This window comes from Streptomyces sp. NBC_00414, assembly GCF_036038375.1.
Lineage (GTDB): Bacteria > Actinomycetota > Actinomycetes > Streptomycetales > Streptomycetaceae > Streptomyces.
This window is the reverse complement of sequence record NZ_CP107935.1, coordinates 9,933,641-9,955,545: the sequence shown is the minus strand read 5'-3', so window position 1 is coordinate 9,955,545 and position 21,905 is coordinate 9,933,641. Positions and strand designations below refer to the sequence as shown.

The 21,905-nt window shown below is 70.2% G+C and carries 25 protein-coding genes and 1 pseudogene; 14 read left to right on the top strand and 12 right to left on the bottom strand.

The genetic code is table 11. The features are described from left to right. The first annotated feature begins 38 nt into the window (after positions 1-38). Positions 39-848, top strand: a complete 810-nt coding sequence (locus tag OHS59_RS42640) for a class I SAM-dependent methyltransferase (RefSeq protein ID WP_328498706.1) — start codon at positions 39-41, stop codon at positions 846-848. A gap of 60 nt (positions 849-908) precedes the next feature. Here the strand turns inward: OHS59_RS42640 and OHS59_RS42635 are convergent. From OHS59_RS42635 to OHS59_RS42625, 3 genes and pseudogenes are all read right to left on the bottom strand, one after another. After that, a pseudogene (locus OHS59_RS42635) lies at positions 909-1,573 on the bottom strand (IS5 family transposase); the annotation flags it as partial. Positions 1,574-1,665: 92 nt separating this feature from the next. Further along, the gene (locus OHS59_RS42630; protein ID WP_328498705.1) at positions 1,666-2,163 is read right to left on the bottom strand and encodes a hypothetical protein; all 498 of its coding nucleotides are present in this window, start codon (positions 2,161-2,163) and stop codon (positions 1,666-1,668) included. A 156-nt stretch (positions 2,164-2,319) separates the two neighbouring features. After that, positions 2,320-2,823, bottom strand: coding sequence for a MarR family winged helix-turn-helix transcriptional regulator (locus OHS59_RS42625; protein WP_328498704.1), 504 nt, complete (start codon positions 2,821-2,823; stop codon positions 2,320-2,322). Between the two features lie 139 nt (positions 2,824-2,962). Here OHS59_RS42625 and OHS59_RS42620 point away from each other — a divergent pair, with 139 nt between their 5' ends. The 4 genes from OHS59_RS42620 (at position 2,963) to OHS59_RS42605 (ending at position 6,430) form a co-directional block, all read left to right on the top strand. Then, positions 2,963-3,715: an SDR family NAD(P)-dependent oxidoreductase gene (locus OHS59_RS42620; RefSeq protein WP_328498703.1), complete on the top strand. Its 753-nt coding sequence runs from the start codon at positions 2,963-2,965 to the stop codon at positions 3,713-3,715. 11 nt (positions 3,716-3,726) lie between these two features. Continuing rightward, a complete protein-coding gene (locus tag OHS59_RS42615; protein ID WP_328498702.1) occupies positions 3,727-4,656 on the top strand; it encodes an NAD-dependent epimerase/dehydratase family protein in 930 nt (309 codons plus the stop codon). 12 nt (positions 4,657-4,668) lie between these two features. After that, complete coding sequence (locus OHS59_RS42610; RefSeq protein ID WP_328498701.1) at positions 4,669-5,517, top strand: alpha/beta fold hydrolase; 849 nt, start codon at positions 4,669-4,671, stop codon at positions 5,515-5,517. A gap of 61 nt (positions 5,518-5,578) precedes the next feature. Continuing rightward, entirely contained in the window at positions 5,579-6,430 is an 852-nt protein-coding gene (locus tag OHS59_RS42605) for a maleylpyruvate isomerase family mycothiol-dependent enzyme (RefSeq protein WP_328498700.1), read from the top strand. 56 nt (positions 6,431-6,486) lie between these two features. On the opposite strand, the gene OHS59_RS42600 is transcribed toward OHS59_RS42605, so the two are convergent. Together OHS59_RS42600 and OHS59_RS42595 are read right to left on the bottom strand one after the other, a co-directional pair. Then, positions 6,487-8,079: an MFS transporter gene (locus OHS59_RS42600; protein WP_328498699.1), complete on the bottom strand. Its 1,593-nt coding sequence runs from the start codon at positions 8,077-8,079 to the stop codon at positions 6,487-6,489. A 112-nt stretch (positions 8,080-8,191) separates the two neighbouring features. Further along, positions 8,192-8,830 (bottom strand): class I SAM-dependent methyltransferase, encoded by a 639-nt coding sequence (locus OHS59_RS42595; protein WP_328498698.1) that lies wholly within the window; start codon positions 8,828-8,830, stop codon positions 8,192-8,194. A 152-nt stretch (positions 8,831-8,982) separates the two neighbouring features. Here OHS59_RS42595 and OHS59_RS42590 point away from each other — a divergent pair, with 152 nt between their 5' ends. From OHS59_RS42590 to OHS59_RS42580, 3 genes are all read left to right on the top strand, one after another. Next, positions 8,983-9,579, top strand: a complete 597-nt coding sequence (locus OHS59_RS42590) for a helix-turn-helix domain-containing protein (protein WP_328498697.1) — start codon at positions 8,983-8,985, stop codon at positions 9,577-9,579. 227 nt (positions 9,580-9,806) lie between these two features. Then, positions 9,807-10,241, top strand: a complete 435-nt coding sequence (locus tag OHS59_RS42585) for a hypothetical protein (protein WP_328498696.1) — start codon at positions 9,807-9,809, stop codon at positions 10,239-10,241. Next, on the top strand, positions 10,241-12,403 hold the full coding sequence (locus OHS59_RS42580; protein ID WP_328498695.1) for a hypothetical protein: 2,163 nt from the start codon (positions 10,241-10,243) through the stop codon (positions 12,401-12,403). The genes OHS59_RS42585 and OHS59_RS42580 overlap by 1 nt, the downstream gene beginning before the upstream one ends. A gap of 18 nt (positions 12,404-12,421) precedes the next feature. Here the strand turns inward: OHS59_RS42580 and OHS59_RS42575 are convergent, their stop codons facing one another. The 3 genes from OHS59_RS42575 to OHS59_RS42565 all read right to left on the bottom strand — a co-directional run bounded on the left by OHS59_RS42575 (position 12,422) and on the right by OHS59_RS42565 (position 14,843). Then, positions 12,422-13,087 (bottom strand): response regulator transcription factor, encoded by a 666-nt coding sequence (locus OHS59_RS42575; RefSeq protein ID WP_328498694.1) that lies wholly within the window; start codon positions 13,085-13,087, stop codon positions 12,422-12,424. After that, the gene (locus OHS59_RS42570; protein WP_328499573.1) at positions 13,084-14,190 is read right to left on the bottom strand and encodes a sensor histidine kinase; all 1,107 of its coding nucleotides are present in this window, start codon (positions 14,188-14,190) and stop codon (positions 13,084-13,086) included. Before OHS59_RS42570 ends, OHS59_RS42575 begins: the two co-directional genes overlap by 4 nt. Positions 14,191-14,297: 107 nt before the next feature. After that, on the bottom strand, positions 14,298-14,843 hold the full coding sequence (locus OHS59_RS42565) for a hypothetical protein (RefSeq protein ID WP_328498693.1): 546 nt from the start codon (positions 14,841-14,843) through the stop codon (positions 14,298-14,300). 508 nt (positions 14,844-15,351) lie between these two features. Between OHS59_RS42565 and OHS59_RS42560 the strand changes: the two genes are divergently transcribed. Further along, a complete protein-coding gene (locus OHS59_RS42560) occupies positions 15,352-15,837 on the top strand; it encodes a nuclear transport factor 2 family protein (protein WP_328499572.1) in 486 nt (161 codons plus the stop codon). A gap of 81 nt (positions 15,838-15,918) precedes the next feature. Then, entirely contained in the window at positions 15,919-16,833 is a 915-nt protein-coding gene (locus OHS59_RS42555) for a helix-turn-helix transcriptional regulator (protein WP_328498692.1), read from the top strand. Positions 16,834-16,891: 58 nt separating this feature from the next. Here OHS59_RS42555 and OHS59_RS42550 read toward each other — a convergent pair whose 3' ends face one another. Then, on the bottom strand, positions 16,892-17,074 hold the full coding sequence (locus OHS59_RS42550) for a hypothetical protein (protein WP_328498691.1): 183 nt from the start codon (positions 17,072-17,074) through the stop codon (positions 16,892-16,894). Here OHS59_RS42550 and OHS59_RS42545 point away from each other — a divergent pair. Beyond that, positions 17,073-18,128, top strand: a complete 1,056-nt coding sequence (locus OHS59_RS42545) for an aldo/keto reductase (protein WP_328498690.1) — start codon at positions 17,073-17,075, stop codon at positions 18,126-18,128. The genes OHS59_RS42550 and OHS59_RS42545 overlap by 2 nt on opposite strands. Positions 18,129-18,237: 109 nt before the next feature. Next, entirely contained in the window at positions 18,238-18,540 is a 303-nt protein-coding gene (locus tag OHS59_RS42540) for a hypothetical protein (RefSeq protein ID WP_328498689.1), read from the top strand. Positions 18,541-18,572: 32 nt separating this feature from the next. Here OHS59_RS42540 and OHS59_RS42535 read toward each other — a convergent pair whose 3' ends face one another. The 3 genes from OHS59_RS42535 to OHS59_RS42525 all read right to left on the bottom strand — a co-directional run bounded on the left by OHS59_RS42535 (position 18,573) and on the right by OHS59_RS42525 (position 20,493). Further along, positions 18,573-18,950, bottom strand: coding sequence for a nuclear transport factor 2 family protein (locus tag OHS59_RS42535; RefSeq protein WP_328498688.1), 378 nt, complete (start codon positions 18,948-18,950; stop codon positions 18,573-18,575). Positions 18,951-18,991: 41 nt separating this feature from the next. Next, a complete protein-coding gene (locus OHS59_RS42530) occupies positions 18,992-19,456 on the bottom strand; it encodes a cupin domain-containing protein (protein WP_328498687.1) in 465 nt (154 codons plus the stop codon). 425 nt (positions 19,457-19,881) lie between these two features. Further along, positions 19,882-20,493 carry a TetR/AcrR family transcriptional regulator gene (locus tag OHS59_RS42525; RefSeq protein WP_328498686.1) on the bottom strand — a complete coding sequence of 204 codons (612 nt, stop codon included), beginning with the start codon at positions 20,491-20,493 and terminating at the stop codon, positions 19,882-19,884. 272 nt (positions 20,494-20,765) lie between these two features. Here OHS59_RS42525 and OHS59_RS42520 point away from each other — a divergent pair, with 272 nt between their 5' ends. Both OHS59_RS42520 and OHS59_RS42515 read left to right on the top strand, forming a co-directional pair. Continuing rightward, the gene (locus OHS59_RS42520; RefSeq protein WP_328498685.1) at positions 20,766-21,278 is read left to right on the top strand and encodes a nuclear transport factor 2 family protein; all 513 of its coding nucleotides are present in this window, start codon (positions 20,766-20,768) and stop codon (positions 21,276-21,278) included. A gap of 156 nt (positions 21,279-21,434) precedes the next feature. Then, the gene (locus tag OHS59_RS42515) at positions 21,435-21,902 is read left to right on the top strand and encodes a nuclear transport factor 2 family protein (RefSeq protein ID WP_328498684.1); all 468 of its coding nucleotides are present in this window, start codon (positions 21,435-21,437) and stop codon (positions 21,900-21,902) included. Positions 21,903-21,905: the final 3 nt, after the last annotated feature.

Here is a 21,905-nt window from a genome sequence, read left to right as displayed (position 1 = left end):
CCGGCGACCAGCGGAACCAGGCGCGGTATTTTCGGGTCATGTCCGAGACCTCGGTGGAGCGCTTCTACGACGGCCTGGCGGACGACTACCACCTGATCTACGGGGACTGGGACGCGAGCCTCCGTCGGCAGGGGGCCGCCCTCGACACCCTGATCGGCCAGGACCGCGCGGCGGTGCTCGACTGTTCCTGCGGCATCGGGACGCAGGCCATCGGCTTGGCGCTACGCGGGCACCATGTCACCGGGACCGACATCAGTCCCCGCGCCACCGCCCGGGCCGCTCGCGAAGCCGCCCGTCTGAACCTGGGTCCGAACCTGCGCACGGCCGTCGCCGACATGCGACGCCTCCCGTTTCCTGACGCCCGGTTCGATGCCGTCGTCTGCGCGGACAACTCGCTGCCTCACCTGCTGACTGCGCAGGATGTGCGCGCCGCCCTGGCCGAGATGCGCCGCGTACTGCGCCCCGCCGGGCTCCTGCTGGTCAGCACACGCCCGTACGACGACCTGCTGCGCGACCGCCCGGCTTCAACGCCTCCGCAGGTCCACCAAGCCAGCGACCACGCCGACCACACCGACGGCGCTGACGGCACCGACCGCGAGGAACGAACCGTCACCTTCCAGCTCTGGCATTGGCATGACGACGGCGAACACTACGACTTGGAGCACTTCCAGCTCCTCCCGGCAGGCGGAGAATGGCGCGTCCGGGTCCGCCGGACCACCTACTGGGCACTCGGCCGGGACCAGTTGGCCGACCTCGCGGCCGAAGCCGGATTCGTCGACGCAAGGTGGCGGATGCCGCAGGAGACCGGCTTCTTCCAGCCGCTGCTCGTGTCCCGCGCCGACAAGTAGGCGGACGGGACGGGAGGCTGCCCGCCTCGGAGGTGTCGGCCGATTCCCTCACAGGTGCCGCGTGTGCCGGATGCCCCGCCGCAGGTATTCGCGGATGGGTCCGTTGCTGTAGGCCTTGTCCACTGCGAGGCTGTCAGGCTTCTTGCGAGGTCTGCCCGCTCCGAGCCTGGGGACGCGGATCCTCTCCAGCACCTGATCGAACTGGGTGCGGTCCGCCCGCTGCCCCGGTGTGATAATCAGGGACAGCGGGCGGCAGCGGCCGTCCGCACTCAGGTGGATCTTGCTGGTGAACCCGCCCCGCGAGCGGCCCAGGCCCTCACTTCCCGCACCACCTCCGCCAGGCGGGCGTGAAGACTTTGCCATGCGGTTGCATCCTGGTGTTCTGCGAGTGCCGCACCCTTTGACGCCGGGACCGGCGGTGGGTCAGTGCGAGCGCCAGCCGCATGCTGATGCGCACGGACGACGGTGGAGTCCACCGAGATGTCCCAGTCGACCTCACCCGCGGCATCGGCCGCGGCCTGGACATACCGCAGCAGACGCTCCCACGTTCCGTCCCCCGACCGCAGCAGGTGCCGTTCATAGACCGTCTTCCACGGCCCGAACCGTTCCGGCAGATCACGCCACTGCACCCCGGTCCGCACCCGGTGCAGAATGCCGTCGATCACCTGCCGGTGATCCCGCCACCGGCCACAGCGCCTATTGCTGACCGGCGGGAACGGCCACAGCCGTTCTCACTCCGCGTCGCTGAGATCGCCCCGCCCCATGTCCCCATCAACGACCCGAACACGATGCTGTCACGTCCTCGCCCCGGCGAGCTCTAATCGCCCGAGAAGCCGAAGATACCCAGGTGGGTGGGCCTGCCATCGGAGTAGAGGACGACGTAATAGCCGGTCCACCCCATCCGGCACTCGCCGAGCAGGCTCCCCAGATGCTCCTCGTGGCCCGCAGCCTCGTTGGCAGCGGCGACGAGTCCCTCGTACTGCTCGACCGTGGGGCGGTCGGTAGCGAAGTAGTGAATCACCCGGCTGAGTGCCAGAGGGCGCAGGGTGCCGTAATCAGAAGCCCGAGACTGAACCGGCGGGTCATCTGTGGCAACGATCCTGTCGATGTCGAGGATCGTATGCGTCCCCTCTGTCCCCATGAACTCCTCGTCCTCGTAGAGATCTTGGAGGCTGCGGTAGCTTGCACCGTCGCCGTACTCCTCCTGAAACACACTGGCCTGCAAAGTCGCCAAAGCTGCCTTGACGTCCCCGTCGAACCTGGTGACGTAGTCCCACCCACTGGCGCCCATCGAGCTGCCCTCCCTGGAGATCATGAACGGCCAAACCGTAGCGGCAGGCGCAGACATCGAGGGCTTCCACGAGGCTCAGTCGACTTCCCTGTTCGCGGTGTCCAAGGGCCAACGGCAACAGAAGATCGCCAGGACAGCCCCTGGCCGACGCCGCCGCCGTGCCGCGCGCTGCGCCGTCTCTCAGCAGTCCGCTTCTTCAGGGGCGAGCGACTCTCGCTGAGCGGTCTGCGCGACACGGGAGAGGAGAGTGCGCAGTTCTTCGGCGTCCCGGTCGCTCAGATCGGCGAGGAGGCGCCCCTCAGCGGCCGACAGACCGCGTCGCACCTGCTTGAGCCGGGCGCGGCCGGTGTCGGTGATGAGTACCTGGCGTGCACGCCGGTCGCGAGGGTCGGGCCTTCGCGTGACGAGTTCATGCGCTTCCAGGTCGTCGAGCAGGTACGTCATCACGGTCCGGTCGAGGCTGACCTCTTTGGCGAGGGCGAGTTGTGAGGGCGGTTCGCCGCCGGCCAGAGCCACCAGTACGAGATAGCCGCGCGGCCCTCCGGGCAGTTCGGAGACGGATTCGGTGGCGACGCGGCTGAACGCGGCGGAGACCATGCGGATCGCCCAGCCCAGGTCGGTACCCAGCGCCAGGTCATCGACCTCGCCGCGCCGGCCGTCGTTTTCGGAAGTCGATGCGCTCACCCGCCCAATGTAGCACCTAAAGGCTTCTCCACAGATGTTCTTGTTGACAGAACATCTGTCGTGCATAGTTGATTGAGCAAGGGCGCCGTCCGGGTGATCCGCACGCTGACGCGCCGTGACAATGACAAGAGGGACTGCGATGAACAGCAGCACTGCTTTGCGGGGCAGCACCGCACTGGTGACGGGAGCGACGTCGGGCATCGGCAAGGCCGTCGCGCAGAGCCTGGCCCGGCAGGGGGCCGAGGTCGTCCTGCACGGGCGGGACCGAAGCCGCGGCGAGGCCCTGGTGAAGGAGATCGCGCACGACGGTGGCACCGCCCGCTTCATCGCCGCCGATCTCACCGACGCCGAGGACACGCTGCGCCTGGCCTCGCAGGCCGGCGACGTGGACATCCTGGTGAGCAACGCGGGCCTGTACGAGTTCGTACCGACCCCCGCGACCGACGCGGCGAATTTCGACCGGCACATCGCGGTCAACACCCGGGCCCCGTTCCTGCTGGTCGGTGCTCTCGCGCCCGCCATGGTCCGGCGCGGAGGGGGTTCGATCGTGCTGGTCGGGTCGAGTGCGGCGCGCACGCCCGCTCCGGTCGGCGCGGCCTACGGTGCCTCCAAGGCCGGGGTGGAGGTCCTCACCCGTTACTGGGCAACCGAGTTCGGCCCGTCGGGCGTGCGGGTCAACGCCGTGTCTCCGGGTCCCGTGCACACGGAGGGCACCTCGGCGATGTTCGGCGAGCACATCGCGGTCCTGGACAGGACCAACGCGCGCGGCCGGGCGGGCGATCCCGGCGAGATCGCCGACATCGTCTCGTTCCTGGTCGGCCCGGCGAGCAGTTACGTGAACGGCTCCGTCCTGTTCGCCGACGGCGGCGAGCTCAGCTCTCTGCCCGGCTGAGGAACGGCGCTGTGAACGTGTTCGTCATCGGTGCCACCGGCTTCGTCGGCGGTGCCCTCGCACGGCATCTGACCGCCCGCGGGCACCAGGTCACCGGTCTGGCCCGCACCGGCGCCGCGGCGGTCGCCCTCTCCGCCGACGGGATCACCCCGGTGGCCGCCGACCTGGATTCCAGGCGCTCCGCCACGATCGACGCGGCTTTACGGGCCGATGCCGTCCTCTATGCGGCGCAGGCCGACCCGGCACTGGAGACGGCGACGGTCGACCGGCTGACCCGCGCCATGGCGGGAACGGGCAAGACGTTGGTCTTCCTCTCCGGCAGCGGTGTGCTTCTGCAGCGCACCGCGGGCGCCTGGAGCCAGGACAGTTTCGCCGAACACGACCCCTTCGTCGTCGAACCCCTGGCGATCGCCCGCAAGGCCGCCGAGGACACCGTGCTGGGCGCCGCCTCCGACAGGCTGCGCGCCATGGTCGTCCGTCCCGGCCTCATCTGGGGTCCTGGCGACCACGGCCACGTACCGATGACCTATCAGTCGGTCGCCGCGACCGGGGCGGCCTGCTACGTCGGGACCGGACTGAACGCCTACAGCCACGTCCACATCGACGACGTGACCCGCCTGTTCGACCTCGCGTCGAAAGCGGGACGCCCGGGAGGGCTGTACCACGCGGTGGCCGGGGAAGTGCCCAACCGATGGATCGCGGAGAGAGTCGCCGATGACCTCGGCTGCGACACTCGCAGCCTCACACCGGAGGAAGCGGCCCTGGTCTGGGGCGAGTTCGGGGCACTCGTCATGGCGGCCTCCAGCCGACTGCGTTCGGTGTGCGCGCAGCAGGAACTGGGATGGCGCCCCGAGCACACCGACATGCTGTCGACGATCGGTGCGGCACGCCTGCGGAAACTCGCCGCCCCCTCACACCCACCAGTGAACCGAGTGAACTGAAAGAGAGCTCTCATGCCGGCTTCCAACTGGGTTCCGGAAAAGTTCGAGGTCCGCAGGATCCCGACCAACGGGACCCATCTCTCCGTCGCTGTCGGCGGCAGCGGCCCGGTTCTGGTCCTGCTCCACGGCTGGCCGCAGACCTCGCGCGCATGGGCACGCGTGCTGCCGGCCCTCGCCGAGCGGCACACGGTGGTGGTACCCGATCTGCGGGGCACCGGCGCCGGCGATCGCCCCGAGGCCGGCTACACCAAGACCAACCAGGCACGTGACATGCGGGGAGTCCTCAAAGAACTCGGCCTCACCGGTCCGGTGGCCGTGGCCGGCCACGACATCGGAGCGATGGTCGCCCTGGCATGGGCAGCCGCCCACCCCGACCGGCTCATCCTGGTCGACGCGCTGCTGCCGGGGCTCGGACTGGAGGAGGCGATGAACGTCGCCGAGGGCGGCATGTGGCACTTCGGCTTCTTCATGACTCCTCACGTGGCCGAAATGCTCTTCGACGGGCACGAACTGGAGTTCATCACCGCCACTTTCACCGCTATGTCCAACCCCGGCACCTTCAGCCCCGACGACCTCGCCGCGTACGCGGAGTCGTACACCGGGCGGGAGCGGCTGCGCGGTGGCTTCGAGCACTACCGCACGCTCCTGGAGGACGGGCGGGAGAACCGTGCCCTGCTGGCCGACCGGCCACTGTCCATGCCCGTCCTGGCCATCGGCACGAGCCACTCCGGCGCAGCAACTGCCGAGGCGCTGGCGCCGTACGCGGAGAGTCTGCGGAGCGAGGTCGCGTCGACGGGGCACTTCGTCGCCGAGGAGGATCCGCGCTGGTTCGTCGAGGTCACCACCGAGTTCCTCGCCTGATTTCTCGACGGGCTGGGAAAAGCCGTGGTGGGCGGTGGCGGCCCCGTGGTCCACTCTGCCGATGGACTGGACCTGGCTCGGGCCGCCGCTGGACGTCCGACCGCTGTTCCCGGTCGAGCGGGGCGCGCTGGTCGACCTGCTGGACGCGCTCGGCCCCGACGAATGGTCCCGTGCGACCGTCTGCCCCGGCTGGGCCGTGCATGACGTGGCGGGACACATCCTGCACGACTACGTCCGACGCCTGTCCGCGGGCCGCGACGGTCACCCCGGGCCGGACTTCGGCCCGGATGAGACCCTGGCGGCCTTCCTGACCCGAACCAACGAGGACTTCGTCCGGACGGCGCGGCAGATCAGTCCTCGGCTGATGACCGACCTGCTGGCCCACCTGGGAGCGCGGTTGGACGCCGCCTGGTCGAGCCGGCAGCTGAGCGACCCCGCCGGGCTGGACGTCTCCTGGGCCGCTCCCGGAGTGCAGGCACCGCTCTGGCTGGACATCGCCCGCGAATTCTCCGAGTTCTGGGTCCATCAGCAGCAGATACGCGATGCCGTCGGCCGGCCCGGCGCCGCCGAACCGCAACTGCTCCACCCTGTCCTCGACACGTTCATGCGCGCTCTTCCCCAGACCCTGTGCCGGACCCCGGCACCGGTGGGCACGACGGTCCGTGTACGCGTACCCGGCCCCGCCGGTGGTCGGTGGGCCGCGGTACGCCACAGCGACCGCTGGGCCCTGGCCGACGACCCGCCCGCCGTGGTGGCAGCGAAAGTGGAGATCGACGCGGACACCCTGTGGCGGCTGGCCACGCGCGGCATATCCGTACCGACAGCGCGCGGCCGGGCGACAACCTACGGAGACGCGGCTTTGACGAGTGCCGTGCTGGACATCGTCTCGATCGTCCGGGAACCGAGTGCCTGAGCGGCAGCACGGTTCCTCGCAGCGACCGGCGGCCGGCGTTCACTCCTCGCCGTGCGTCAGCGCAGGTCGACGGCTGCGTCGTCGGAGTCACCGCTGCTGCCGCCGGAGCCCTGCGGCCGTTGCTGCGGACCTCGCGCGAGCACGTAGACGAACAGAACGGCCATGACCACCGCACCTGCCCACATGGCCTGCTGCCAGCCGTCGACGAAGGATTCCTGGGCGGCCCGGGTCAGCGCCCGCGCCTGGGCGCCGGCCCCGTCGGCGGCCGCGAGCGCGTTGGCGACGCCCTCGCGGGCGGTGTCGGCCGCGTCGTCCGGCACGCCGTCGAGCCGGGAGTCGATGGCGCTGCGATAGCCCGCGGTCAGGACCGCTCCGAGCAGCGTGACGCCGAGCGCTGTGCCGAACTCCCGGGTGACGTCGTTGAGCGCGGACGCGACACCTTGACGCTCACGTGGCAGGGCGGTGGTGATGGCCTCGGTGGAGGGCGTCATCGTCAGGCCCATGCCGAGGCCCATGGCGAGCATGCCGGGGAGGATGGAGAGATAGCCGCCGTCGACGGAGACGAGGATGGCCATGAGGACCAGTCCCGCGCCGCCCAGAAATATCCCCGCGGCCATCGTCGAGCGGCTGCCGATGCGCGCGGCTGCCCGCGGGGCGAGGCCGGAGGCGACCATCATCAGCAGCGCCATCGGCATGAGCGCCAGGGTGGAGCGGAGGCCGGACCAGCCGAGCACCGCCTGGAAGAACGGGAAGAGGACCACGAAGATCCCCGCCTGCACACCGAAGACCGTCAGGAGCGACACCGAACCACTCGCGAGCCCTCGCTGTCGGAACAGGCGGACGTCGAGAAGCGGAGCCTGTCGGCGCAGCTCCCACGCCACGAACCCGACGGCGGTGACGATGCCGACGAGGAGGCTCAGTACTGTCTCCGGCGCGGTCCAGCCTCGTTGAGGGCCCTCGTGGAGGAAGAGGACGAGGCCGACCACCGCGACCACGGACGACAGCGAACCGACGGCGTCGAACGGGTGCTTCGACGCCTCACGCGAGTTGGGGACGGACCGAAGGGCCATGCCGATGGCCACGACGACGAGCACGACCGGCAGAACGAAGAGCCACCGCCAGCTCGCCAGGTCGACCAGAACGGCCGACAGGTACATCCCCAGAATGCCGCCACCGCCGGCGACGCCGGTCCACACGCCGATCGCCTTGGAGCGCTCCTCGTCCGGGAAGGTCGAGGTGATGACCGACAGGGTGACCGGCATGATCATCGCTGCCCCGACGCCGCTCAGAAAGCGCGCGGCGAGCATGATCTCGGACGACGTGGCAAGGCCTGCCACGGCACTCGCCGCACCGAAGACGACCAGGCCGGCGATCAGCATCGGCCTGCGTCCCCACCGGTCGCCCAGCGCGCCGAGCGGCAGCAGCAGCGCGGCCAGAGTGATGGTGTAGAGGTTGATGAACCACAGGACCTCGGTCTGCGAGGCGTCGAACGCGACGCTCAGCTCCGGCTGCGCGACGTTCAGCCCGGACACCGAGGCGATGACGGCCATGAGCGCGATACAGACCGCGACCAGGACGGTCCGCCGTTGTCGTGGGTCATGGATGGTCGGGTCGGGAGTCTGCGCGCCCGAGGACAGGTTCGTGCTCACTGGGTTCCTTTCGAGAACACCCGGGGGGTTCGGCTAGAGAGGGCAGGGGTCATCGACGCCGAAGCAATGGGGCTCGGCGGCTCAGCGGCTCATCGGCTCGGGACGGGTGTGATCAAGGGCGGCGGGTGGCGCGTACGACGACGTCGTCGAGGGGGGTCGTTCGGCCCCCGTGGCCGGTGAGCGTGCGGACGCGCTCTTCGGCGGTGACGATCTCCCACTCCGCGCTGTCCAGGCGTGCGGTGACGGCCGCGGAGGTGGTCGACGCCTCGGCAGGCTGGTGGTGTCCGTGGCCGGTGGAGCCCGAGGTGTGCAGATGGCCCACGATGAGGAGTGTGCCGCCGGGGGCCACCCATCCGGCGATACGGTCGTAGAAGTCCAGCTGAGGCATGGCCGGGTGGGCGTAGTGGGTCGTGACCAGGTCGAACCGCGTGTCCGGGCTCCAGACGCCCAGATCCGCCTCGACCCACCGCAGACTCTCGGAGGCACCGCTCGACGCCGCGCGCTCGGCCGCCCGTGCCAGGGCCTCGGACGAGATGTCGGCCGCGGTGACGTGCCAGCCGCGGGAGGCGAGCCAGATCGCCTCGGCGCCACTGCCGCATCCCGCGTCCAGGGCCCTGCCCGGCGTCAGGCCACCGGCCTCACCGACGAGGTACGGGTTCGGCGGGTTGCCGCCCATGGACGCGGGACCGCCGGCCGGCCCCTGTCGCCAGTGCCGTTCCCAGAATTCCTTGTCGAATCCGTGCGTCACCACGTCACCCTCCACACTTCGCCCACCACGTCCGCGTCACCCCGCTGCGGGTGCGCTCCTGTGTTCCTGTGTTCCTGTGTTCCTGTGTTCCTGTGCCACCGTGCCGAGGACAGTGCGGATGGGCAAACCTTGTTGCCGAATGGCAAAATGGCGGGATGGATGAAGCGATCGACCGCACTCTGGACGCCGTCGGACCGAGGTTGAAGCGTCTTCGGCTGAACAGGGGTGTCACCCTCGCCGACCTCGCCGCGGAGACCGGCATCTCCACCAGCACTCTGTCCCGGCTGGAGGCGGGCCTGCGGCGCCCCACGCTGGAGCAGCTGCTTCCGCTCGCTCGCGCCCATGGGGTCACGATCGACGAGCTCGTCGATGCGCCGCCCACGGGCGACCCGCGTATCAATCTGCGTCCCATCTCCGGCGCCGGCGGCGCGGTCGTCCTGCCGCTGACCCGCAGGCCCGGCGGGATCCAGGCCTACAAGTTCGTCCTCCCGACCGGGCACGACGACGCCGAACCCGACCTGCGCACCCACGAGGGCTACGACTGGGTCTATGTCCTCAACGGAACGCTCCGCCTCGTCCTCGGGGAGCACGACCTCATCCTCAGGTCCGGGGAGGCGGCGGAGTTCGACACGCGCACCCCGCACTGGTTCGGGGCCACCGACGCCGGCCCCGTCGAGTTCCTGAGTCTCATCGGGAGACAGGGCGAACGCGCACACGTCCGTGTGGCACCGAAACAGGCCCCGGCGGAGTAGGAGAACACCGCCCCGCTCGTCCTCGTACAGGCCGACGCGGGTGTGGTGCCGGGTAGGCCGGCGCCCAACCGCCTTGACTGGTGGGCGACTTCGCGCGCCAACGGGCGATGGGGGCTGCCGGGTCGGAGTGGGGTCGGGGGAACTGCCGGATCGTATGGTTCACGCGCCGGGGAACGGTTATGGTCCGGACCGGGACCTGACGGATGCCAGGCGGGGGGATACGAGGAATGCTGGCGGAGGCGATGACGGCTGCGGCCGCGGCCGGGGGTATGGCGGTGGTGCAGAGCGCGGGCACGGACCTGTGGACCACCTTCCGGGAGCGGTGCGCCACCCTGCTGGGCCGCGGCGACCCCGCCCGGGAGAGCGACACCCTGGAGCGGCTCGACCGGACCGCCGCCGTGCTGGACGCGGCGGGCGAGGAGGAGTCCGCGCGGGTCCGCGACCTCCAAGTGGGCCTCTGGCAGGGGCGGTTCGAGACGTTTCTGGAGAACCTGGAGCAGGCCGAGCGCGACCGCTTCGTCGCGGAACTGCGTTCCCTGGCGGACGAGTGCGCGGCGCGGACCTCCGGCCGGGGCGCGGTGTCCGGCAACACGTTCAGCGGCCCCACCGCACTGCAGATCGGCGACCACAACCACCAGGACGTCCACTTCGGGCCCGCCTGATGACCACCACGGACCCGGCCGGACAGGCCGAGCCGGAGGACACCGAAGCCCGAACCCCGCCGAGCGGGCCCGCGTTGTCCGCGAACACCTTCATCGGCCCGACCGCACTGCAGGTCGGCACCGGCAACACCATGAACGTCAGTTACCGGATCACCCGCCCTCTGCCGCTCGACGCGGCTGCCGACGAACTGGCCGCGGCAGTGGGGCTGCGGTGGGAGAAGGAGGCCGGCCTGCGCCGGCTCCTGGAACCCGCCCCGCTGCCGGTGCGCTGGCAGGTCAGCGACCGCAAACTGGCGGGCCGGATCGGCGCGGGCACCGCCGAGGGGGCCCGCGCCCGCTTTCCCCCGCTGCCCGGTCTGGCGGCCGCCACCCGCGAGGACCTGCGCCGGGGAGGCGGCCTGCGCGAACTGCACGCCCTCTACGGCGGGCTGGCCTCGGGGCGGCTGCTGCTCGTGGGCCCGCCCGCGGCGGGCAAGACGGCCGCTGCCGTCCTCCTGCTGCTCGACGCTCTCCGGTACCGAGCGAACGCGGCCCCGGAGAGCCGCTCCCGCATCCCCGTACCGGTGATGCTGTCCCCGCACGGCTGGGACCCGGGTGCCGACAGCCCCGCCGACTGGGCGGCGGAGCGGCTCGCCCGGGAGTACACCCTGTTCCGGGGCCGGGACGGGCGCGCCCGCGCCCTCGAACTGCTCGGGTCCGGCCGCATCGCCCTGTTCATCGACGGCCTGGACGAGGTCGCGGGGAGACTGCGCGGGGCCATGGTGAGCGCGCTGGAGACGGCCGACTTCCGCCTCGTGCTGGTCTCCCGGGCCAAAGAGGCCGTCCTGACGGCCAGACGCGCAAGACTCGGCGGCGGTGTGGCGGTGGCGCTCCAGCCGGTACGCCCCGACGACGCCGCCGCGTACCTGCTGGGCCCGTTGCCGAGAACGCCCCCGCCCGCCTGGCGGCACCTCACCCGCGAACTGCTGGAGCAGCCCGGGGGTGTCGTGGCCCGCGCGCTGTCCGGCCCGCTGGCGATCGCTCTGCTGCGCGACGTCTACGACGACACCGGTCCGGTGGACGAGCTGCTCGACACCGGCCGTTTCCCCACCCCACGTGCCATCGAGGACCACCTTCTCGACCACGCGGTGGCCGCCGCGTACACCGCGAGGCCGGGACGGCCGCGCCCCCGCCACTCACCGGAGACGGCCGAGCGGGCCCTGCGGCACATCGCAGCGCGGCTCACCGAACAGGGCACGCGGGACCTGAGCTGGTGGCACATTCCCTCCTGGACGGACCACCGCCCCCGGGCGGCAGCGCTCGGAACGATCGTCGGCGTGCTCTACGCGGCGCTGGGCATCGCGGTGCTGTGGCAGCTCACCGATCCGCTGTGGGCCGTCATGTACGGAACCGCCTGCGGGATCGCAGGTGGCGTGGTCGCGGGCCGGGCCGGCGCCCGTCCCGACGGCACACAGCCGCTGCCGAGCGCCGGATGGCGGGACATCTTCAACCCGTCGACCGTCCGGATCGGCATCCACCACTGGTTCTGGACCGGCACGGTCGTCTGGCTCGTGTTCTGGCCGAGGGACGAGCCCATTCCCCTGTGGCTCTGCTATCTCTCGACCGTCCCGGTCGGGTTCAGCGCGACCCTGGTGTGCGGACGCGGGTACGAACTCGTGGCGGGCACCTTCATCGGAGTCGGATCCGGGTCCTGGTTCGACAACGTCAGGGAGCATCACAGCAGTCCCCCGGTGGCGGACACCCGGTCGATCGGACCGTGGGACGTCTGGCTGCATCATGTGCGGCTGAGAATGCTGCTCGGCCTCATCGTGGGGGTGGCGGCCGCGCTGCTCGTCGGTCCCATAGCCGTGTGGGTGCACGGATTCCCGGGCGGTCTGGCGAGCGGTCTGCTCGCGGGTGTCTGGACGGCCCTGCTGGCCGGGCCGGTGGGGAACCTCGGTGTCGCCACCGCGCTCACCGCCGTGCAACTCGCCGCGCGGGAGGGCACGCCGGTACGCCTGATGTCCTTCCTGGAGGACGCGCGGCGCCGCAATCTGCTGCGCACCACGGGTCCCGTCTACCAGTTCCGCCATGCCCGGCTCCAGGAACGGCTGTCCCGGCCCGCGCAGGATCCGGAGCCGGAGCCGGGTACTCGCCCGGTCCGGCCTCCTCCGGACGCGTGAAGTCCCCTGGGGGCAGAGTCAGGCGAGACCTGCTGCTATGGCTCGGCGGACCGCGTCGGCACGGTCTCGGATGGCGGCCTTGGTGAACAGGTTGTTGATGTGGGACTTGACCGTGGCCTCGCTGATGAAGAGCTTCTCGGCGATGGCCCGGTTCGGCAGGCCCTGGCCGATCAGGGTGAGCACTTCGCGCTCACGTGGTGTCAGGTCCGGCGGCAGTGCCTGTCCTGCGGCCGGTGGACGGGTGCGGGCGGTGGCCAGGAGGCGGCCCTGGACCTCGCGGTCGAGCACGGACTGTCCCGCGGCGGCGGCCCGGATCGCACGGAGGATGTCCTGGCGCCCCGCGTTCTTCGTCAGGTAGCCGCGGGCTCCGGCGCTCAGCGCGGACAGGATCGATTCGTCGTCGGCGAAGGTGGTCAACACCACCACGGCGACCTGTGGATGCTCCTCGCTCAGCCGGCGGGTCGCCTCGATGCCGTCCATCACGGGCATGCGCAGGTCCATCAGGACGACGTCCACCGAGGTGGCGGCAGCGGCGGTGAGCACCTCGGTGCCGTCCGCCGCGGCGGCGACGATCTCGATGTCCTCGGACATGCCGAGCATCGCGGCCAGGGGCTCACGGACGGCGGCCTGATCGTCGGCGACGATCACCTTCAACCGCTGCGGGTTCTCGGTCGCTTCACTCATCCCGGGATCACTGCCTCCACCTGCCAGCCGCCTCGGTCGGGGCCCTCGGTGACCGGCCCCGCGGTAATGGTGCCACCCAGCAGGGCGACGCGTTCACGCATCCCGATCAGCCCCATTCCGCTGCCGACGCCCGCGGTCACCTCGCCGGTCGCGGGCCCGTTGCGAATCCTCAGCGTCGTCGACGTGGCGTCGAACGTCAGCTCCACTCCCGCGTCGCCTCCCGGGGCGTGCCGGGCGGCGTTGGTCAGCGCCTCCTGGGCGATGCGCAGCAGGTTCTGGGTGACCTGTGCCGGCAGTTCACGGACGGTTCCGCTGACGGTGAGGGCGTCGCGGTGGCCGGAGGACTCGACCATCGCGGTCAGGCTGTCGAGCAGCGGAAGGGCGTCCTCGCGCAGCGCGTGGACGGTCCACTGGGCCTGCTTCAGGCTCTCCTTGACCATGCTGTGTGCCTTGTCGTTCGCCTCTCGGACCTTTTCCAGGTCGCCGGTGTCGATCAGGGCGTCCGCCAGTTCCAGGTGCATGTTGATCCCGGCCAATGAGTGCGCCAGCACGTCGTGGACGTCCCGCGCGATGCGGCCGCGTTCGGTGAGTATGGCGGTCCGGGCTTCGGCGCGGGCGGCCCGCTCCGCGGACTCGGCGGACAAGATCATCGCCTCCACTGCGCGTTGCCTGCTGCGGCTGAGGATCCCGGCCACCACCGGGGCGCCGACGGTGAGGCCCAGGGTCCAGGGCAGCGCCTCGTGGCCGGGGCCGAGGCGGAAGTACAGGACACCGCCGCAGAGCAGACTGGCCAGCGCCGCGAGCGACAAGGCCTGCTTGAGGGGGAGCCGGTAGCCGATGTGGCCGACGAGGAAGTAGGCGAAGAGGTAGCCGGAGCCGCTGCGGCTGACGCCGATGAGGGCGGCTGCCGCCACGACACCTGTCGTCAGCCAGACGAGCTCGATGCTGAGCGGGAACCTGGCCTCGGGAAGGTGCCGTGCCATCAGGGCGACGGAGTTGACCACGATCAGGGCGGCCACCGCCAGGCCACGGCCGCTGGTACCGACCGGCCGCACGGTCACGATCGCGGCGACGACGACCACCAGCGTGACGGCCCATTGCAGACGAGGATCCTGGCGGGGCACGACCCGGGGGCCGGGCTCCCGGTCGGGGGCCGGCCCTGGGTGGGGGGCACTCGCGGATGCGGACACGCCGCGACCATAACCCACGGTCAGACGGTGTGGTCGAGGACCGCCGCGGTGGGACGCGTGCCCGAGGGAAGCAGCGGTTCGCGGGCCGCCAGCCGGCTCCGTATGAAGATCGTGGCCAGCCGCGTGACCACCTCGGTGAGCGCCATCAGCACGAACGCGGCGACCCACGCCTGGGTGGTGGTGATGTCGTGGGTCACGCTGAACCGGCCCACGTCGTCGGCGCCGCCGTGGTCGACCCATATCTGGAATCCCATACGCGCGCCCATGCCGAGCACCCACAGGACCGCTGAGACGGCGCCCGCCTTGATGAAGAGGTGTCCGCCGGCACTGCGGATCCGGGTGTAGACGCCGCCTGCGACGCCGAGCGCTGCGCCGGCACCCACCAGCGCTCCGATCAGCACCAGGTCGTTGCCCGCGGAGGGGATCGTGTGCAGGTACCGGGAGGCCACGAAGGCCACGATCCCCAGAGGGATCAGGTAGGACTTGAGGCCCAGTCGGCCTTCCCTCAGCTGCCTGAAGACAACGAGTACGAGGGCGATGTCGGTGATCCAGTCGGTGGTGGTCATGCCCATAAGCGTGCTGTCCCGGGGCGTTTCGCGCCTGGACCCACGGGTGGAAATACGGGTGGAGTTCGGGCCCACGCCCTCTGCACCCGGCGGACGTCCGGCACGAATTACGAGCCGAGGGCGGCGTCCTGAATGAGGTTGCACGCTGAAGGGCCGGCCGGCCGGCTCCGCTCGGGCGGCGTCGGCATCAACACGGTGGGCCGCAACATGGAGACCCCGCGCTTTCCGAGCCGCGGCCTCCCGCACACCGCTCTGCGCCGAGCCGAGTCGACGTCGAAACTCCCCGCCTGCTCACGGTACGGCGGAAACCGATTCGTCGCTCCGAGCAGCTGCCCGAGGATGCCGCGATGACTCCCGGCTGCCCGGCTGCCCGGCTGCCCGGCTGCCCGGCTGCCCGGCTGCCCGGCGGAACCTAGGAGTGTGGCACCCAGGTAGTCACGTCCTTCTTCGGGAGGCGTCGCGCGGCCAGACTGACGGTGTTCGCCCGACGGGGCGAGCGCAATCCCCGCTGAAAGGCCACTGCCATGCCTTCTCCCGCTCTCCCGCTCTCCCGATCTCAAGCGCCCGACAGATCGAGAACCTCATCGCCCGGTACTCGCACCTCGTGGACGAGGGAAACTTCGCGGAGTTCGGCGCACTCCTCGAGAACGCGGACTTCGTGTCCGGTGAGGTGAGCATCCGTGGCGGAAAGGCCATCGAGGACCTGATCGGTTCGATGCTCGTGGTGCACGACGACGGAACCCTGCGGACCCGGCACATCACGACGAACATACTCATCGAGGTGAACGAGGACGACAACAGCGCCGAATCGCGGTCGTACTACAACATCCTCCAGGCGGTCCCCGGCCTCCTGCCGCTTCAGATGGTGGCGGGCGGACGGTACCGCGACCGGTTCGAGCGGCGTGACGGTACGTGGTTCTTCGCGCGACGGGAGGTCACCATCGACTTCACCGGCGACACGCGCCACCACCTCAAGACACAGCAGGCCGCCTGAAGTCCACTCACCACTGACGGGGCCCGCTCGTGTGCGGCTCACCCACCCGGTGCGGCGCGCCGAGAAGGAGGGCGGATGCGCATGTGCGTGCCGACCGCACCGCCGCCCACGGGCTCCGCGCGAACCACTGGGCACGTCGAGGGGTCACGGGACAACGCGCTGGGGCAGTTCCTCCGGAGCCGTCGGCCCCTGCTGACTCCCGCGGACGTCGGCCTGGGCGCCGGGGGTCGTCGCCGTCGGGTGGAAGGACTGCGTCGGCAGGAGGTGTCGGTTCTCGCGCAGGTCAGCGCCGACTACTACAGCCGGCTGGAGCAGGGCCGAAAGCGAAACCCTTCGCCCCGGATCGTCGAAGCACTGGCCCGGGCCCTCCAGTTGGACCCGGAGACACGAAGCCGACTGTTCCGACTCGCCGGACTCAACCCGAGTCTGCGTCCCGACTCCACCCGTGAGCATGTGCACCCGGAACTCCTGCGGTTACTGGACACATCCCACCGGGCAGCGGCGTACGCACTGAGCCCGTCCTTCGACGTCATGGCGGCCAACCCCCAGGCACAGGCACTGCTGTCGCCATTCGGCACCGTCGGCGGCGCGGACAACATCGGGGGTCAACTCAACCTGATACGGACCCTGTTCACCCATCCGGAAGCCATGGGCTACTACTCCGAGTGGCCGCTGGCCGTGACCGCCTCCCTGCACGCCCTACGCCTCAACACCGACCGGCTGCCGGGCGACACCGGGATCGCGGACCTCGTCGCCGACCTTTCCGCCGGCTCGGCCACCTTCACGAGGGTGCGGCGGGACAGGGCGGCAGGCGCGCTGGACCGCGCGTACGAGACCGTCGTCCACCCCGTGGCCGGCCGCATCACGCTCGCGTACCGCGTCCTCGGCGTGCCGGACGCTCCGGGACAGCACCTGCTGGTAGGTACCCCTGCGGCAGACAGCCGCAGTGCCGAGGCCCTCACCTACCTGGCGGCCATGGGCGCGCGGCAACCATGACGGCCGAACGCCGCCCAGGAGGCACTCTGCGGCGGACCTGGGTGTGGCGCACCCACCCTCACACAGCCTCCCTCTCTGCCGCCCGGTCCACCAGTGTGGTGTCCACACCCCACCGCGACACCACCTCCGCCTCCACCCGCATCTCCACCGCCATCGCCGCCCGCGTCTCCAGCGGCATCACCACATTCACCACCCTCCACATCTCCGCACCTCGTCTTCGAGAACCGAGAAGGAACACCATGTCTCTCACCTCGTACCGCACCCTCGGCCGCTCCGGTCTGCGGGTGAGTCCGCTCGCCTTCGGCGCGATGAACTTCGACGACGGCAGCTGGGGCTCCGGCCCCGAAGCCTCGTTCGGGCTGCTGGATCACTACCTTGACGCCGGCGGCAACTTCGTGGACACCGCCAACATGTACAACAAGGGCGCCTCCGAGGAGACCCTGGGCCGTTACTTCGCCCAGCGCCCCGGCCGCCGCGAGCGCGTCGTCCTGGCCACGAAGTTCGGCGGGAGCACGGCGGCCGACGACCCCAACTCCGGCGGTGCCGGCCGGAAGGCGATCCGCGCCCAACTCGACGCCTCCCTGCGCCGGTTGAACACCGACCACGTCGACCTGTACTGGATGCACCAGTGGGACCGGCACACCCCCGCCGAGGAAACCCTGCCCACCCTCACCGACCTGGTCCGGGCCGGGAAGATCCACGCCGTCGGGCTGTCCAACGTGCCCGCCTGGTGGGTCGCCGAGGCAGCCACCACCGCCCGACTGCGTGACTGGGAACCCGTCGCCGCACTCCAGGTCGAGTACTCACTGCTGGCCCGCACCGTCGAGGGCGAGACCTTCGGGGCCGCCCGCCGCTTCGGGCTCGGCATCACCCCCTGGAGCCCGCTGGCCAGCGGCGCCCTGTCCGGCAAGTACTCACGCACCACCACGGAGGTGGCCGGCTCCGGACGCACCGCGTACGCCGCCTCCTACCTGACCGAGTCGACGTTCGTCCTGCTCGACGCCCTGCAGGAGATCGCCGACGGCCTCGGTACGACCGTGGCCGCGGTGGCGCTCGCCTGGGTCCGCCAACGCACCGAGGTGACATCCACGCTCATCGGTGCCCGCACCCAGGAACAGCTGGCCGCCAACCTCGCCTCGCTCGACGTCACACTCACCGAGGAACAGGTCACCGAACTCGACACCCTCACGGCGCCCACCCTCGACTACCCGCACAACATGACCGAGTCGATGATCGGCTTCCAGCAGGGCGACACCACCATCAACGGCCTGGCCGCGAAGGCCTTTGTCCGCTGAACCCGCACCCGCTGACCCAGGCCCTACCCGTGCCCGTACCCCTGTCCTTGTCTCTGCCCCTGCCCCTGCCCCTGCGCCACTCAACGACGTGATCAGAACGGAACCCACCATGTCCGAGACACTTGAGGTGACCATCCTCCGCCCCGCACAGGGCTGCACCGCCGACGACTTCGTGAAGGCGAACGCCGACATCGACGCCTATCTCCGGCGGCAGCCGGGCTTCCTGTGGCGGCGCATCTCCGAGACCGGCGACGGCCGCGTCATCGACATCGTCGCCTACGACAGCATGCCGCACGCACGCGCCGGTGCCGCCGGCATCACCGGTGAGATGGCGGACTCCCCCGTCCACGCCACGATCGACCACGACAGCGTGGACTGGCAGCTCACCACCGCACTGCACCAGGTCGGGTGACGGAGAGCGGCCCAGGTTGCGGGCAGGTCGCCTCAGCCGTCCTGGCGGTCGGGGATGTAGTTCGCGTACGCCTCGATACGGGTGATCAGTTCGGCGTCGTCGAAGCCGAAGTAGACCGCGGCGTGCACACCGCCGCGCTCGCCGTTCTTCGCGCTCACGCGCACCACATGTTGTTGGAGTACCCCACCCGGCTGCGAGAGCTGACGGATGATGTCGTAGCGAATCGATTCGTAGGAACCGATCTGCCGCTTCAACCCCTCGAAGTACTCGTCAAGGCTCTCATCGCCCTTGCCGTCGTTGTGCCAGACGGTGGCTGTCTCGGCGCACAGGGCACGCGCGGCCGGCCAGTCGGGCTTCTCCAGTGCGCGGAGGTAGGTGACGACCTTGTCCTTCAGGTCCTGGCTGCTCATTCGGTTCCTCTTTCCGTCGAGAGCTGGTGGCTGCCTGCGAGTCAGGCGGGGGGCGGGTCGTCGTGGTTCACGATCCCGTAGGCCGACGCGAGGTCGGTGTGCTCGGCGTCGGCCCGCGCGTCGGCGGGTCCGACCAGGTGGAAGAGGCCCTCGATGGCACCGGGGTTGTTGATGACGAGAACCTCGGCGGTCGGCGTGATGGTCTGGAAGGTGTGCGGGACCAGCCGGGACACGTAGACATAGGCGCCCGGCTCGGCGTCGCGCACCTCGCACTCGTCGAGCGAGGTCGATCCGACCCAGAACCGGACGCGTCCGGACAGGACCACCCAGCTCTCGTCCTCCCTGCTGTGGGTGTGCAGGGGCGGCGCGTCCTCGCGTCCCACGGTGAGACGCATGACGCCGGCCGCCCCGCTCGTCTCGGCGTTCGTCACCACCTGCTCGATCACGTTGTTGTAGTAGTGGAAATCCTGGCCGTCGCCGGGGTTTCGCACGAGGGCGATGCTCATGGGAGGTTCCTCCTGTCGGCGCCGGGCTCAGGCGCCAGGCTGTCGGCGCACCGAGGTGACTGGCGCTGTGGGCTGGCTGACGCTCCGGGGTGGCTGACACTCTGGGTGGCCGGCGCTGAGCGCTCTTGGGCGGCCGGCGTCACGGGGTGGGTGAGCCCGCTCGTCGAAGCCGAGGCTGTCGAGGACGGGGCCATGGGTGTGCGCACGGGCCCGTCGGCTGAGGGCGGTGACCGTGACCGTCCGCACGCCGGACATGCCCGCCCTCCATGGCGAGAAGGGCACACCGGCAGCCGGCACGGCCGATGTCATCGCGACTGCTCGATGTCAGTTCGGGGGCTCGCTGTCAGTGCGACTGCTCGATGCCATCGAGACGGCTCGGCGTCACGGTCGGCCGAGTCTCCGGCTCGAGTTGGCGACGACTGCGCTCAGGTTGTCGACGACTCCGGTGGGTGGCGAATCCAGTCGGGCAGGAGGTTGAACAGGCGGACAGCGATCTCCTCCGGGTCGCAGTCGGTGTTCCCCCCGACCGCGGCCGAGAAGACTCCGTGCACGCCCGAGGCCGTGTAGACGTCCTCGACCGAGTTGTGCGCTCCGGCCTCCTGCTCGTCAACACCCAGGTCGCGCCGGAGCCTGCGGAGTTGGTCGACGAGAAGGTCGCCGATACCCATCAGCCCGCTCGATGACTGCCAGGTCGAAGCCAGCAGGAAGAGGCTCTTGCGCCGGCGAAGAGTGTCGAGCATCGCGTTCAGCGTCGCCACGGCCACGGCGGTCGGGTCCGCGCCCATCTGCCGATCGCTGATGTTCAGGTCATGAAGTGTGCGGAAGTCGTCCGCGATGACGTACACCGCGGCCTCTTCGACCGAGTCGAAGTGGTTGTAGAAGGTGGCGCGGTGAACGCCCGCCGCTTCCGCCAGGGCGGAGACCGAGGGGGACGACTGCGTCCGCTGCATCAGGTCCGTCAACGCGTCCGCGATCGCCCGTCGTGAACGGGTGAAGCGCGGATCCGCTTCCACGGCCGAGGGCTGATCACTCACCATGGAGGCAGCCTACTTCGCGGGCGATCACCCGGCTTCGCCCCCTCGGCCTTCGACGGCTTCCTTCGACAATCTCCTTCGCCGCCCGACCACCGGCAGGGACGGCGTCGACACCTCCTGCCTGCTCCGGTGACAGTCGCAGGTCGGGCACTGAGATCCACTTCGGACATGACGCTCCTTCGGCGGGTTCGCTCTCGACGCTACCACTATTCGACAGGTGTCAAATAGTGGTCTACGTTGGATGCAACAACCGACCCACGAGTCAGGAACGCACCATGTCGAACATCGACAACAGCGCATCTCTCACGACCGCCACGACGGGCACGCCTCCCGGCACTCCCACGGCGACCGAGGACAAGCTCGCCGTCGTGGAGACCCTCTACCGGTACGCGGCCGGCCTGGACCTGCGCGACAAGAACCTGCTCACCTCCGCGTTCGCGGACGACGCAGTAGCCGATTTCGGTCCCGCCACGAAGAAGGCCGGCCAGGAGTACCCGCCGGTCAAGGGCAGCGAGACCATCGCCGCGGCCCTGCTGGGCTCACTCAGCCACCTGGACACCACACACTCGCTGAGCAACCCGCGCGTGAGCCTCGACGGCGACACCGCCCACCTCGAAGGCATCATGGCGTGCCAGCACCTGCCCCGAGAGGACCACTCGCGCCACGTCCTCATGACGAACCGGTACGAGGTCGACCTGGCGAGGCAGGGCGAGGTGTGGGTCATCCAGCACGTCACCGTCGACAACGCCTGGACCGAAGGCGACCCCACCGTCCTCTCCGGAATCTAGAAATCCGGCATCGGGCAATCCGGCTTCCGGCTTCCGGCTTCCGGCTTCCGGCTTCCGGAAGCCCTGACCGGGCGGCGGCCCGTCACGGATCACGGTCGGCCCCTCCCCGTCTCCTCCCCTCCCCGCCTCCTCCCCCCTCCTCATGATCGGAGTTCGATGAACGACACGTCCTTGCCCGACCACTCCCGGGACCGCGGCGAGATCCTTCATCTCCTCACGACCTACGCCTTCAGCCTGGACCGGCGCGACTTCGCCCGGGTCGCCTCCGTCTTCACCGAGGACGCCGACGTGGAGAACGTCTTCGAGGGCTATCTGCCGGAGGGAGCGAAGTTCAGCGGTGTGACGACCGGGGGCGGCGCCGTCGCGGCCGGCGCCCGGCGGATGTTCAGCACTCTCGACGCGACGCAGCACCTGCTGGGTGCCCAGATTGTCGAGATCACGGACACCGGAGCGCACGCGTCCACCCAGATCGTCGCCCACCACCACCGGGGCGGTGACTACTACCACACCGGCGGCACCTACGAGGACGACCTCGTCCGGACCCCCGACGGCTGGCGCATCTCCCGTCGGACACTCCGCATCGCCTGGACGACCGGCAGCCCGGACGTGGTCCTCGCCCCATGAACG

What these genes read in the sequence shown, in the direction of transcription:
- OHS59_RS42605 (WP_328498700.1), top strand. Translation starts at nt 5,579, where the DNA reads ATGGACTGGACCTGGCTCGGGCCGCCGCTGGACGTCCGACCGCTGTTC.
- OHS59_RS42630 (WP_328498705.1), bottom strand. Translation starts at nt 2,163, where the DNA reads ATGATCTCCAGGGAGGGCAGCTCGATGGGCGCCAGTGGGTGGGACTAC.
- OHS59_RS42525 (WP_328498686.1), bottom strand. Translation starts at nt 20,493, where the DNA reads ATGGTGAGTGATCAGCCCTCGGCCGTGGAAGCGGATCCGCGCTTCACC.
- OHS59_RS42610 (WP_328498701.1), top strand. Translation starts at nt 4,669, where the DNA reads ATGCCGGCTTCCAACTGGGTTCCGGAAAAGTTCGAGGTCCGCAGGATC.
- OHS59_RS42545 (WP_328498690.1), top strand. Translation starts at nt 17,073, where the DNA reads ATGTCTCTCACCTCGTACCGCACCCTCGGCCGCTCCGGTCTGCGGGTG.
- OHS59_RS42515 (WP_328498684.1), top strand. Translation starts at nt 21,435, where the DNA reads ATGAACGACACGTCCTTGCCCGACCACTCCCGGGACCGCGGCGAGATC.
- OHS59_RS42565 (WP_328498693.1), bottom strand. Translation starts at nt 14,843, where the DNA reads ATGACCACCACCGACTGGATCACCGACATCGCCCTCGTACTCGTTGTC.
- OHS59_RS42530 (WP_328498687.1), bottom strand. Translation starts at nt 19,456, where the DNA reads ATGAGCATCGCCCTCGTGCGAAACCCCGGCGACGGCCAGGATTTCCAC.
- OHS59_RS42620 (WP_328498703.1), top strand. Translation starts at nt 2,963, where the DNA reads ATGAACAGCAGCACTGCTTTGCGGGGCAGCACCGCACTGGTGACGGGA.
- OHS59_RS42555 (WP_328498692.1), top strand. Translation starts at nt 15,919, where the DNA reads ATGTGCGTGCCGACCGCACCGCCGCCCACGGGCTCCGCGCGAACCACT.
- OHS59_RS42580 (WP_328498695.1), top strand. Translation starts at nt 10,241, where the DNA reads ATGACCACCACGGACCCGGCCGGACAGGCCGAGCCGGAGGACACCGAA.
- OHS59_RS42540 (WP_328498689.1), top strand. Translation starts at nt 18,238, where the DNA reads ATGTCCGAGACACTTGAGGTGACCATCCTCCGCCCCGCACAGGGCTGC.
- OHS59_RS42550 (WP_328498691.1), bottom strand. Translation starts at nt 17,074, where the DNA reads ATGGTGTTCCTTCTCGGTTCTCGAAGACGAGGTGCGGAGATGTGGAGG.
- OHS59_RS42520 (WP_328498685.1), top strand. Translation starts at nt 20,766, where the DNA reads ATGTCGAACATCGACAACAGCGCATCTCTCACGACCGCCACGACGGGC.
- OHS59_RS42590 (WP_328498697.1), top strand. Translation starts at nt 8,983, where the DNA reads ATGGATGAAGCGATCGACCGCACTCTGGACGCCGTCGGACCGAGGTTG.
- OHS59_RS42585 (WP_328498696.1), top strand. Translation starts at nt 9,807, where the DNA reads ATGCTGGCGGAGGCGATGACGGCTGCGGCCGCGGCCGGGGGTATGGCG.
- OHS59_RS42640 (WP_328498706.1), top strand. Translation starts at nt 39, where the DNA reads ATGTCCGAGACCTCGGTGGAGCGCTTCTACGACGGCCTGGCGGACGAC.
- OHS59_RS42535 (WP_328498688.1), bottom strand. Translation starts at nt 18,950, where the DNA reads ATGAGCAGCCAGGACCTGAAGGACAAGGTCGTCACCTACCTCCGCGCA.
- OHS59_RS42575 (WP_328498694.1), bottom strand. Translation starts at nt 13,087, where the DNA reads ATGAGTGAAGCGACCGAGAACCCGCAGCGGTTGAAGGTGATCGTCGCC.